This window comes from Streptomyces sp. Wb2n-11 (genome assembly GCF_001049855.1).
Classification (GTDB): Bacteria; Actinomycetota; Actinomycetes; order Streptomycetales; family Streptomycetaceae; genus Streptomyces; species Streptomyces altiplanensis.
In genome coordinates this window covers 3,743,120-3,755,000 of record NZ_CVPB01000001.1, presented here as the reverse complement: position 1 = coordinate 3,755,000, position 11,881 = coordinate 3,743,120, and the positions used below count along the sequence as shown (strand labels likewise).

Below are 11,881 nucleotides of genomic sequence, written 5' to 3'. Positions count from 1 at the left end.
GGCTGATCTGGGCCGTCGCGTGGATCGTGGCGGGGTACGCCGGTCTCGGGCACGGCAGCCGGACGATGGCCACGGCCGCGTTCATCTCGACGTACGCCCTCTTCGGGCTCGGCGAGGCGATGCTGTCGCCGACCCTCGCGCCGTTGGTCGCGGACCTGGCACCGGAGTCGATGGTCGGGCAGTACAACTCGGCCTTCGCTCTGGTCAAGCAGCTTGCTCTGGCCGTCGGGCCCGCGGTGGGCGGGCCGATGGGCGCCTCGCTGCACGCGCCGTACATCCTCACCTTCATCGTCTTCTCACTGGGCATCAGCGGGTTGGCGCTGCGGCTCGGCAGGCAGTTGACGGCGGTGCAGGACCGGCCGCTTCCGGCCAGGTCGCGGGTCGTGGCCTCGGGCGTGCCGGTGAAGGATCTCGCCGCGGCCGAGCAGTGAGCCGAGTGGTGAGGTGAACAGGTGCGGGGCGGGGAGCTCCTTTCCCCGCCCCGCACCTTTCGTTCCTCGGGTGGAGTTCCGGCGGGTCAGAGAAGGGGCGGGAGGGCGAATTCGCACCAGACCGCTTTGCCGCCCTGTGTGCGGCGGCTGCCCCAGGACGAGGCGATCGTCGCGACGATCGAGATGCCGCGGCCCGCTTCGTCCGCCGGTTCGGCGCGGCGGCGGCGCGGCAGGTGGTCGTCGCCGTCCGTCACCTCGATGATCAGGCGGCGGTCCGTGCGGCGCAGGCGCAGGCGCATGGGGGGTGTGCCGTGCTGGAGGGAGTTCGCGACGAGCTCGCTCACGGCCAGTACGCCCAGGTCGCACAGCTCCACCGGGAAGCGCCAGGAGGCGAGGACTCCGGTGGCGAAGGCGCGGGCGCGGGGGGCCGCCTCTACGCCGCCGAGCAGGTCCAGCGCGGCGTTGTGGAAGAGCTCCGCGTCCGAGCCCGTGCGGGTGGGGTGCTGGAGGACCAGTACCGCCACGTCATCGTCGTGGTCGGCGGTGACGCCCAGCGCGCGGATCAAGCGGTCGCAGACGACCTGGGGCGTTCCGGTGGCGCCGGACAGGGCGCGTTCCAGGGCGGCGACGCCCTCGTCGATGTCCTCGCGGCGTCGCTCGACGAGGCCGTCCGTATAGAGGACGGCCGTGGAGCCCGGCGGGAGGGCGATCGTGCCCGAGGTGTGCATCCAGCCGCCGGTGCCGAGCGGGGGGCCCGTGTGGTCCTCGGCGCGGCGGACCGTGCCGTCCTCGTCGCGGACGAGGATGGGGAGGTGGCCCGCCGACGCGTAGACGAGGCGGCCCTCGTTGGGGTCGTGGACGGCGTACGCGCACGTCGCGATCTGGTTGGCGTCGATCTCGGCGGCCAGGCCGTCCAGGAGCTGCAGGACCTCGTGGGGCGGGAGGTCGAGGCGGGCGTACGCGCGGACCGCCGTGCGGAGCTGGCCCATGACGGCGGCGGCGCGCACCCCGCGGCCCATCACGTCGCCGATGACCAGGGCCGTACGGCCCGCGCCGAGGGTGATCACGTCGTACCAGTCGCCGCCGACCGCCGCGTCCGTACCGCCCGGCTGGTACGTGGCGGCGATGCGCAGGTCGTCGGGCTGCTCCAGCTCCTGGGGGAGGAGCGAGCGCTGGAGGGTCACGGCCGTCTCGCGCAGGCGGCGTTCGCTGGCACGCAGGCGCTCGGCGGCCTCCGCGTGGTCGGTGACGTCGGCGGCGAAGACGAGAACGCCGCCCTCTCTGGCTCCGTGCCCGTCCGCGCCGCCCGGGACCTCGATCGGCGTGCAGGTGATGGTGTACGAGCCGCCCTTGGACACCTTGCGGGACTTGACCGTACGGGGCGTTCCGCTGCGCAGGACCTGGTCCAGGAGCGGGAACAGGCCGAGCTCGTCCAGCTCGGGGAGGGCGACGGCGGCGGGGGCGCCGGTCTCGCGGGGGCCGAAGACCGCCGCGTAGGCGTCGTTGACGTACGCGACGCGGTGCTCGGGGCCGTACACCAGGGCGACGAGGGCGGGGAGCCGGCCGAGGACCTCGCGGACGGAGAGGTCCGTCAGAGGGTGCGGCGGGGTGCCGTCGGGCGCGTCGGACCCGTCGGGTGCCTGCTCGGACCGCCGGCCGTACTCACCGCGGGCCGCCGGGACGGAGCCGCGGTCGGTCCGCGCTGCGGCGCGGCGCTGCGTTCCGGGGAAACGGGCGCTCCAGCGCGTGAAGTTCACTGACTTTCAAGCCTCATGGTGTCGCGGTGCGTGGTGGTGCGTTGCTGACGCCGGGGGCGCCGGGGCTGCCGGGAACTGCTGTGCCGTTACGGCGGGTCACTCTGTGCAGATGTGGGCCCACCTATGGTCACACGTCCAGTGTGACCGACCGCACTGACAGCCGTCACTTGGTCTTGGGTGGCTTGCCGCCCGCCGCCAGTTCGAATTCGGCTCGCGGGTGTTCCAGCGAGCCGAGCGAAACGATCTCGCGCTTGAAGAGTCCGGCGAGTGTCCATTCGGCGAGGACCCTGGCCTTGCGATTGAAGGTCGGCACCCTGCTGAGGTGGTAGGTGCGGTGCATCAGCCAGGCCGGGTAGCCCTTGAGCTTGCGGCCGTAGACGTGCGCGACACCCCTGTGGAGACCGAGCGAGGCGACGGAACCGACGTATTTGTGCTCGTAGTTCTTCAGCGGTTCGCCGCGCAGCGAGGCCAGGACGTTCTCGGCGAGGACCTTGGCCTGGCGTACGGCGTGCTGGGCGTTGGGAGCGCACTCCTTGCCCTTCTCGGGCGCGGTGAGGTCGGGGACGGCGGCGGCGTCTCCGGCCGTCCAGGCGTGTTCGGTTCCTTCGACCGTGAGCCTGGGGGTGGCGGTGAGGCGGCCGCGTTCGTTCAGCGGCAGGTCGCTCGCGGCGAGGACGGGGTGCGGCTTGACGCCGGCGGTCCACACGACGGTGCGGGTGGGGAAACGGGAGCCGTCGCTGAGGACGGCGACGCGGCCCGCGCAGGAGTCGAGGCGGGTCTCCAGGCGTACGTCGATGTTGCGGCCGCGCAGTTCGCGGATCGCGTACTTGCCCATCTCCTCGCCGACCTCGGGGAGGATCCGCCCGGATGCCTCGACGAGGATCCACTTCATGTCCGCGGGCTTGACGTTGTGGTAGTAGCGGGTGGCGTAGCGGGCCATGTCCTCCAGCTCGCCCAGCGCTTCCACGCCCGCGTATCCGCCGCCGACGAAGACGAAGGTGAGGGCGGCGTCGCGGACGGCCGGGTCGCGGGTGGTGGACGCGATGTCCATCTGCTCGATGACGTGGTTGCGCAGGCCGATGGCCTCTTCGACGGTCTTGAAGCCGATGCCGTAGTCGGCGAGGCCGGGGACCGGGAGGGTGCGGGAGACGGAGCCGGGCGCGAGGACGAGTTCGTCGTACGTGATCTCGGCGGCGCCGCTGCCCTCCTCCTCGGTGGCGAGGGTGGTGACGGTCGCGGTGCGCTTGGCGTGGTCGATCGACTTCGCCTCGCCGATGACGATCTTGCACTTGTCCAGGACGCGGCGGAGCGGGACCACGACGTGGCGCGGGGAGATGGAGCCGGCCGCCGCTTCGGGCAGGAACGGCTGGTAGGTCATGTAGGGGTCGGGGGTCACCACGACGACCTCGGCCTCGCCGCTCCTCAGCTTCCGCTGGAGGTGCAGCGCGGTGTACATCCCGACGTAGCCGCCGCCGACAACGAGAATGCGCGCAGGTTCTGTCACTGTCCCATGACGCAACGACCTCAGGAGTTTGTCCACAGGCCCGGCAAATTGTGTGACCGCAGGTCATGTGCTCCGTGAGGTGCGGGAATTCCGCTGCGATGCGGAAGGTGTGCAGGTCAGGGGGTGTGGGCGGGGCACGGGCGGCGACCGGATCAGGAAGGTTTTGTCCCATACTCCGATCGGGCGGGCGCTCCGGGCGGAACTACCCCCTTCTGAATCTACGCGCGCTCAACTATGTTCGTATCTCATCGGGGCGGCCGGGTATGCGGTCCCGGCCGACTGTCAGGGCGGGGAGTCTCCGGGGGGAGACATCATTACCGGGGGAACGCTGATGCACATTCAAAACTCTCAATGGCAGGCTGCCGTCACATCCGACGGCAACGGGCGCGCGGGGTCTGGAAGATCTCGTTCCGCGCCGCTGCGTGTGGACGCACAGCGCAATCTCGAGCATGTACTGCGGGCCGCTCGCGAGGTGTTCGGCGAGCTGGGCTACGGGGCGCCGATGGAGGACGTCGCGCGACGGGCCAGGGTCGGGGTCGGGACGGTGTACCGCCGTTTCCCGAGCAAGGACGTACTGGTGCGCCGAATAGCCGAGGAGGAGACCTCCCGGCTGACCGATCAGGCGCGTACGGCCCTGGGCCAGGAGGACGAGCCGTGGTCGGCGCTGTCCCGCTTCCTGCGCACTTCGGTGGCGTCCGGCGCGGGCCGGCTGCTGCCGCCGCAGGTGCTGCGGGTGGGCGTGGAGGGCGGCGACGGCGGTGAGTCGCCGCCGGCGCGGGACGAGGCACGGGTGCCGCAGCAGCGGCAGGCCGCGGGGCCGGCGGCGCCGGACCTGCGACTGGTCGAACCGCGGCCCGCGGACGACGGCGGTGCCGGGACGGACGGCCTCGGGAGTGACGACGCGGGTGCCGCTGCGCTGCTCGAGGTCGTGGGGCGGCTCGTGGACCGGGCGCGTGCGGCCGGTGAGCTGCGCGGCGATGTGACGGTGGCCGACGTGTTGCTGGTGATCGCCACGGCTGCGCCTTCGCTGCCGGACGCGGCGCAGCAGGCGGCGGCTTCCGCCCGGCTGCTGGACATCCTGCTGGAAGGCCTGCGGTCCAGGCCCGTGTAGGTGCGTGGGCGTGGGTCCGGGGGCCCGCAGGCCCGTGGGGTCATGTCTCGTGACTTCGCGGCTCCGTGGCTTCGTGGGCGTTCATGGGGGTTCGCCCGTCGGTCGGCCTGTTCGCCGGAGGACGGACGGTTCCGGCCCTTCGGGCAGGGCTTCCCGCCGCGGCCCGGGTGGATTTCCCGGGCCGCGGCGGCTTTTCAGCACGTCCGGCGGGCGGCGCGGCCGGGGCGGGCGCTTCCCCGGTCAGAGTGCGCGGCGCGGGGGGACTCCGCCGGCCACCGCACGCTGGCGGGGGGCCGCCGTGCCCGTCCAGCACGTGCCCCGGCGCGACACCAGGCGGCGCAGCCACAGCTCCGTGGAGACCAGGTCGGCGATCCCGTCGAGCGGTACGGGTCCGCCCTCGGCCGCCGCGCGCAGGGCCTTGCGTACGACACGGGCCTCGATCAGACCCGCGTCGGCCAGCAGTGGCGCGTCGAAGAGCGCGATCAGGTCGCCGACGGCGGTGCGCAGGCCGGCGCGGGCGGCCGCCGCCGAAGAGGCGTGGGACGTGGCGCCCCAGCCGGGCGGCAGGTCCTTGATCCCCGCACCGGACAGGACCGTGCGCAGGATCGCGGCGCGCGCGCCCGGCTGGACGCGCAGGGCTTCGGGAAGGTTGCGGGACGCCCGTACGACCTGGTTGTCGAGGAAGGGCGCGTGCAGACGCTGGCTGCGGACCTCCGCGGCCTGCTCGAAGACCCGGTGGTCGGCGGCGGCGCGGGCCAGGGCGGCCCGCGCGCGGGCCTCACCGGGGCGCTGCACGGACGTGGGTCTGGTCGCCGCCCCCTGGAGGCGAACCGATACTTCAGCCAGCGCCTCACCCGTCAGCCAGCGTGCGGCCGGCCCCGGCCTGCTCCAGGCGAGGGCGGCCAGTGAGGCGTCCAGCGCGCTGCCCGCGCCGCCGTTGCCCCCGCCCCTGGCGCCCGGTTCGTCGAAGCGGCGCTCCATGAGGCGGCCCGCCGTCTCCTCGATGCCCGCGCGGTACGGCGTACGGGCGAGGCGACGGGCGGCGCGGTAGACGGTCAGCGGGACGAAGAGCGAGTGGGCGGAGGGTCCTTCGACCTTGGCCAGCGCGGTGACGGGGCGCAGCATGTCGCGTCGTCTGCGGTCCATGAGCAGGTCGGCGAGGCGGGCCGGGTGGGCGTCGAGGACCTGGCGGGCACCGTGCCCCGTGAAGTGGTCGGCGCTGCCCGCGGCGAGACGGCGGCGGTGGCGCTCGGCGCTGACCAGGGACGGACCCGGTTCGTCGGTGAGCGGGCCGCTGTCCAGATCGGCGTACGGAAGGGCCTCCTCACCGGCGGCGACGACCACGTGGTGCAGGCGGGGGTTGGCGGCGATGGCACCGGCCCGCTCCAACTCCTCCTTGTTGCCCCGGTCTTCGGCGGTCAGGTCGTTGAAGGTGACGGCGAGCAGCCGCTCCCCCGCGCCCGTGCCGTGGCCCAGGACCGTGCCGGGCAGCCCCGGCAGGCCCGCGGCCAGCAGGGCGAGGGTGGCGGAGGCGCTGCCGCCGGAGAGGTCGGCGCCGATGCCGGGGACGGGCGCGCCGCGGGCGGCCCGGCGCTCGGCGGGGCCCATGCCGGGGACGGGACCCGGGTCGGGCGGCAGGGTCTCGGGGGCGTGGCGCGGTGCGGTGAGCCTGGCCCGTACCGCTTCGACCAAGGCGTCGCGTACGTCGTCGACCGCGCGCTCCGGGTCGAGCTGGGGCGCGGCGACGGCGAGGGAGGCCACCGGTTCGTAGCCGGTGATCTCGCGCGAGCCCTCGCGCAGGACGAGGGCGTGCCCCGGCGGGATGCGCCGTACGCCTGCGTACGGCGTGCCGTCGCGCAGCGCCTCGGGGACGTCGGGGCAGGCGAGCAGCGCCGCGAGGTGGCCGATGTCGAGCTGTGCCTCGATGAGGTCGGCGAGCGGGAGCGCGGCGGTGGCGTACGCGGTGCCGTTGGCCCAGGGCGTGTAGAAGACGGGCCGGGCACCTGCCAGGTCACCGGCCACGGTGACGCGGCGGCCGACCTGGACGACTGCGGTGTAACTGCCGGACCACGCGGTCAGGTGCCGCAGTGCGCCGCCGCGCGCCGCGAAGAGGCCGACGCGCAGTTCTTCGTCGGAAGCGCCGCAGCAGCCGAGGACGGCGATCCGGGTGAAGGCGTCGACGCTGAGGGTGCGGACCTCGTCGGGACGCCAGTCGCCGACGGCCCACAGGGGGTCGGGATCACCCCACAGGAGCTGGGCGCCGACCGGGTGCACGGTGAGGGATTCGTGGTCGGAGAAGGCGGAGGAGCCGGGAGAGCCGGAGGCAGGGGTGGCGCCGGCCGTGCCGACCGCACCCACCGCCCCGAAGCTGGCGGCGACACTGCTCCACCCCACCAACCACCGCATCGCCGCCTCCACAGGCCGTGGACAACCAAACGCACATACCGAAGCAGCCCCGAGAAACAGCTGCGAGAAGTAGCTTCGGGACCATGCTGCCACGACAACGGCGTACGAGAGGGGCTGTGGAAGGCGCGCGGGCAAGACAAAGCACCCGCTGCGCCCAGGACTTCGGCCGGTTTGGGCGACAGGCGCCATTCGGCCATTCTGCGGGCGCGGCGCAGCCACGGGTGAACGCACGGTCCGGGAGACGCGGTTCGCCTCCCGGACCGGTCCGCCACCCGCGGGGATGAAGGCGGCGGTGTCCCCCAGCCCGCTGGATCCAGTGCAGCGGGCCGACCCACGCGACTCCCATGGAAGCGGTTCCGACACGAGCCCGAGGAGAGCGCACGGACGGGCGCACGGCCACACGCACGGAGCACGGGGCGGGGCACGGGCGTTCGTGTAACTACACGAATCTCGCCATACGGAACACCGCCCCTTAACGGTCGGGATGCGGAGAACTACGCTGGGTTTACCGATGTCCTGCGCGGGCCGCATATTCCGGTTGGGCTGGCCGCGCGCCCGTGCGGGCAGTAAGGCCGGGAATGTCCCGGCGGACGGCCGTCTGTGGCGAGGGGTGGCGCATGTCCAGGGAACAACGCGGGCCGAACGAAAAGCTCGGCACGGTTCTCGCCCTCGCGGGAATCAGCAACGCCGGCCTGGCGAGGCGGGTCAACGATCTGGGGTCGCAACGCGGCCTGACACTTCGTTACGACAAGACGTCGGTGGCCAGGTGGGTGTCCAAGGGCATGGTGCCGCAGGGTGCCGCGCCCCATCTGATCGCCGCCGCCATCGGCGCCAAGCTCGGCCGCCCCGTGCCGCTGCACGAGATCGGCCTGGCGGACGCCGACCCGGCGCCGGAGGTCGGCCTGGCCTTTCCGCGCGACGTGTCGGCCGCGGTGCGGTCGGCGACCGAGCTGTACCGGCTGGACCTGGCGGGCAGGCGGGCGGGCGGGGGCGGCATCTGGCAGTCGCTGGCCGGTTCGTTCGCGGTGAGCGCGTACGCCACACCCGCGTCCCGGTGGCTGATAACACCCGCCGACTCGTCGGTCGCGCGGGACTCCACGGCGACGTCGCCCGGTGAGCCGGCGTCCGACGCGACGCCGCTGCGGGTGGGGCACGCGGATGTGGCCAAGCTGCGGGAGGCGGCGGAGGACGCGCGGCGCTGGGACTCCAAGTACGGAGGCGGGGACTGGCGTTCGTCGATGGTCCCGGAGTGCTTACGGGTGGACGCTGCGCCGCTGCTCCTCGGCTCGTACAGCGACGACGTCGGCCGTTCGCTCTTCGGCGCCACGTCCGAACTGACCAGGCTGGCCGGGTGGATGGCCTTCGACACCGGGCAGCAGGAGGCCGCCCAGCGGTACTACATCCAGGCGCTGAGGCTCGCCCGCGCGGCGGCCGACGTGCCGCTGGGCGGGTACGTCCTGGCGTCGATGTCGCTCCAGGCGACCTACCGGGGCTTCGCCGACGAGGGCGTGGATCTCGCACAGGCCGCCCTGGAGCGGAACCGGGGCCTGGCGACCGCCCGCACCATGAGCTTCTTCCGTCTCGTGGAGGCGCGGGCGCACGCGAAGGCGGGCGACGCGCAGGCGGCGGGGGCCGCGCTGAGGGCGGCCGAGGGGTGGCTGGAACGGGCGCGGGAGGGTGATTCGGACCCGTCCTGGCTGGGCTTCTACTCGTACGACAGGTTCGCGGCCGACGCGGCGGAGTGCTACCGCGACCTGAAGGCGCCCCGGCAGGTGCGGCGGTTCACGGAGCAGGCGCTGTCGCGGCCGACGGAGGAGTTCGTGCGCTCGCACGGCCTGCGCCTGGTGGTGTCGGCCGTCGCCGAACTGGAGTCGGGGAACCTCGACGCGGCATGCGCGGCGGGCACGCGGGCGGTGGAGGTCGCGGGGCGGATCTCGTCGGCGCGGACGACCGAGTACGTACGGGACCTGCTGCACCGGCTGGAGCCGTACGGCGACGAGCCGCGGGTCGCGGAACTGCGGGAGCGGGCACGTCCGCTGCTGGTGGCACCGGCGTAGGAAACAGGGACAGGAGCAGGGACAGGGCCCAGGGGGCGGCTCCGGCGGTGGTTTGAAGGCGCTGTCAGTGGGTCAGTGCATCATCGGGACTCCGGGGCGCTCTCCGGGAGGACACGGGCCCGGACACGGCCGTGGTGGGAGGTGAAGCGATGCCGTACGACCGCTATGGCCGTTACGACTGCGACGTGCTGGTGATCGGCGCGGGAATCGTCGGTCTCTCGGCGGCGTACGCCGTCACGCGCGCCGCGCCGGGCACGCGCGTGACGGTGCTGGAGAAGGAGCGGGGCCCGGCCCTGCACCAGACCGGGCGCAACAGCGGCGTCATTCACAGCGGCATCTACTACCGGCCGGGCTCGCTCAAGGCCCGGTACGCGGTGCGGGGCGCGGCCGAGATGGTCAAGTTCTGCGCGGAGTACGGCATCGCGCACGAGGTCACGGGCAAGCTGATCGTCGCGACGGAGCGGGCGGAACTGCCGCGGCTGCACGCCCTGGTGCAGCGCGGCCGGGAGAACGGCATTCCGGTGCGGGAACTCGGACCCGCCCAGATAGCGGAATACGAGCCGAAGATACGGGGCCTGGCCGCGATCCAGGTGGCCACGACCGGTGTGTGCGACTTCGGGGCGGTCGCGGCGCAACTCGCGGAGAACCTGAGCACGTCGGGCGCGGAGGTCCGGTACGGCGCGGAGGTGACCGTCGTCGGCCGGCGCCCCTGGGGTGTCGCCGTGCGGACGGCGGACGGGACGGTGGTGCGGGCGCGGGTCCTGGTGAACTGCGCGGGGCTGCACTGCGACCGGGTGGCGCGGCTGGCGGGTGACGACCCGGGGGTGCGGATCGTCCCGTTCCGGGGTGAGTACTACGAGCTGGCCCGGCCGGAGCTGGTGCGCGGCCTGGTCTACCCGGTGCCGGATCCGGCGTTCCCCTTCCTGGGGGTGCACCTGACGCGGGGCATCGACGGCGGCGTGCACGTCGGCCCGAACGCGGTGCCGGCGCTGGCTCGGGAGGGGTACGCCTGGTCGGTGGTACGGCCGCGCGAACTGGCCGGGACGCTCGGCTGGCCGGGCTCCTGGCGGATAGCGCGGCGCCACTGGCGGTACGGCGCGGGTGAGCTGCACCGCTCGGTGTCGAAGCGCGCCTTCACGGAGGCGGTGCGGCGGCTGCTGCCGGAGGTCACGGAGGCGGATCTGCGGGCGGCGCCGGCGGGGGTGCGGGCGCAGGCGGTGCTGCGGGACGGGACGCTGGTCGACGACTTCCTGATCCGGGAGGCGCCGCGCACGATCCATGTCCTGAACGCCCCGTCCCCGGCGGCGACCGCCTCGCTCCCGATCGGCAGACGGGTGGCACGGCGGGCGCTGGGAGCGCTGGAGGCACTGGGGGCGAGGTAGACCGCCGCCCTCCGGGACCTGCGACGCTCGGAGCCTGTGATGTTCCGGGGTCTGCCACCCTCGGGGCCGGCCGCACTCGGGGCTTGCCACCCTCCGAGATCCGCCACCCTCCGGAGCCCGCCACCCTCCGGGGTCAGCGGTACCCAGGGCCTGCCGCACTCCGGGGCCCACCACCCTCCGGCGCCCGCCACCCTCCGGGGTCAGCGGTACCCAGGGCCTGCCGCACTCCGGGGCCCACCACCCTCCGGCGCCCGCCTCGCTCCGGGACCCGCTGCATTCGGGATCAGCGGCGCTCCGGGGCCGCCGCCCTCCCGGGCTGCGGGGCTTTCCCCTTCCTGTCGGTCGCGCCGTAGAATCGGGGCATTGTGTCTGAGTCCTCCAGCGTGCCTCCCGGCGCCGCCCACCACGTCTCCCCCTTCCACCGAGCGAAGGGCGAGCCCCGCTTCCCCGGCGGTCCCGCGCCCGACCCCGCCGGGTCGCACCACGAGCGGCGGATCCGCAGCTTCCAGCCGCGGCGCAGCCGGGTGACCACGGGCCAGGCCGAAGCGCTGGAGCGGCTCTGGCCCCAGTGGGGCCTGGACATCGACGGGCAGCGCGTCCTCGACCTCGACGAGCTCTTCGACGGCCGTGGGATGCCGGTCGTGCTGGAGATCGGTTTCGGGATGGGTGAGGCCACCGCACAGATGGCCGCCGAGGACCCCGGCACCGGCATCCTCGCCGTCGACGTGCACACCCCCGGGCAGGGCAACCTGCTCGGTCTCGCCGAGCGCGCCGGCCTCACCAACGTCCGGGTGGCCAACGGCGACGCGATCATTCTGCTCCGCGAGATGCTGCCGCCCGCCTCCCTCGCCGGGCTGCGCGTCTACTTCCCCGACCCGTGGCCGAAGAAGCGCCACCACAAGCGGCGCCTCATCCAGCCCGAGTTCCTCTCCCTCGCCGCGCCCAGCCTCGCGCCCGGCGCGATCCTGCACTGCGCGACCGACTGGGAGCCGTACGCCGAGCAGATGCTGGAAGTGCTCACCGCTCACCCCGGCTTCGAGAACACCGTGCCGGACGGCGGCTACGCGCCCAGGCCCGGATTCCGGCCGCTCACCCGCTTCGAGGGGCAGGGGCTCGACAAGGGCCATGTCGTGCACGACCTGTTGTTCCGCCGCAAGTAGAACCCGCGACCAGAACCCACGGGCAGAGTCCCTGGGCATCGCCGGCTGTCCGTACCCCTCGTTAGGGTCGTCG

General features: G+C 73.5%; 8 protein-coding genes (1 of these 8 only partly in view). 5 read left to right on the top strand and 3 right to left on the bottom strand.

The window, feature by feature from the left end; all coding sequences use genetic code 11:
• Nucleotides 1-431, top strand: the 3' end of a protein-coding gene (locus tag BN1555_RS17115; RefSeq protein WP_093800201.1) for an MFS transporter. 865 nt of this gene lie to the left of the window's left edge; 431 of the gene's 1,296 nt are visible here — the last part of the coding sequence; its start codon lies beyond the left edge, outside the window; the stop codon is at nt 429-431.
• Nucleotides 432-517: 86 nt separating this feature from the next.
• On the opposite strand, the gene BN1555_RS17110 is transcribed toward BN1555_RS17115, so the two are convergent.
• The gene (locus tag BN1555_RS17110; RefSeq protein ID WP_093800200.1) at nt 518-2,188 is read right to left on the bottom strand and encodes an ATP-binding SpoIIE family protein phosphatase; all 1,671 of its coding nucleotides are present in this window, start codon (nt 2,186-2,188) and stop codon (nt 518-520) included.
• Nucleotides 2,189-2,351: 163 nt separating this feature from the next.
• Nucleotides 2,352-3,692 carry an NAD(P)/FAD-dependent oxidoreductase gene (locus BN1555_RS17105; RefSeq protein WP_093800199.1) on the bottom strand — a complete coding sequence of 447 codons (1,341 nt, stop codon included), beginning with the start codon at nt 3,690-3,692 and terminating at the stop codon, nt 2,352-2,354.
• 331 nt (nt 3,693-4,023) lie between these two features.
• Between BN1555_RS17105 and BN1555_RS17100 the strand changes: the two genes are divergently transcribed.
• Entirely contained in the window at nt 4,024-4,803 is a 780-nt protein-coding gene (locus BN1555_RS17100) for a TetR/AcrR family transcriptional regulator (protein ID WP_093800198.1), read from the top strand.
• Nucleotides 4,804-5,043: 240 nt separating this feature from the next.
• Here the strand turns inward: BN1555_RS17100 and BN1555_RS17095 are convergent, their stop codons facing one another.
• On the bottom strand, nt 5,044-7,209 hold the full coding sequence (locus BN1555_RS17095) for an asparagine synthase-related protein (RefSeq protein WP_107081087.1): 2,166 nt from the start codon (nt 7,207-7,209) through the stop codon (nt 5,044-5,046).
• 617 nt (nt 7,210-7,826) lie between these two features.
• Here BN1555_RS17095 and BN1555_RS17090 point away from each other — a divergent pair.
• The 3 genes from BN1555_RS17090 (at nt 7,827) to trmB (ending at nt 11,808) form a co-directional block, all read left to right on the top strand.
• Nucleotides 7,827-9,266 carry an NsdA family TPR-like regulatory protein gene (locus tag BN1555_RS17090; protein WP_093800197.1) on the top strand — a complete coding sequence of 480 codons (1,440 nt, stop codon included), beginning with the start codon at nt 7,827-7,829 and terminating at the stop codon, nt 9,264-9,266.
• A 149-nt stretch (nt 9,267-9,415) separates the two neighbouring features.
• Nucleotides 9,416-10,648, top strand: a complete 1,233-nt coding sequence (lhgO, locus tag BN1555_RS17085; protein WP_093800196.1) for an L-2-hydroxyglutarate oxidase — start codon at nt 9,416-9,418, stop codon at nt 10,646-10,648.
• A gap of 383 nt (nt 10,649-11,031) precedes the next feature.
• Nucleotides 11,032-11,808, top strand: coding sequence for a tRNA (guanosine(46)-N7)-methyltransferase TrmB (gene trmB, locus BN1555_RS17080; protein ID WP_255306427.1), 777 nt, complete (start codon nt 11,032-11,034; stop codon nt 11,806-11,808).
• Nucleotides 11,809-11,881: the final 73 nt, after the last annotated feature.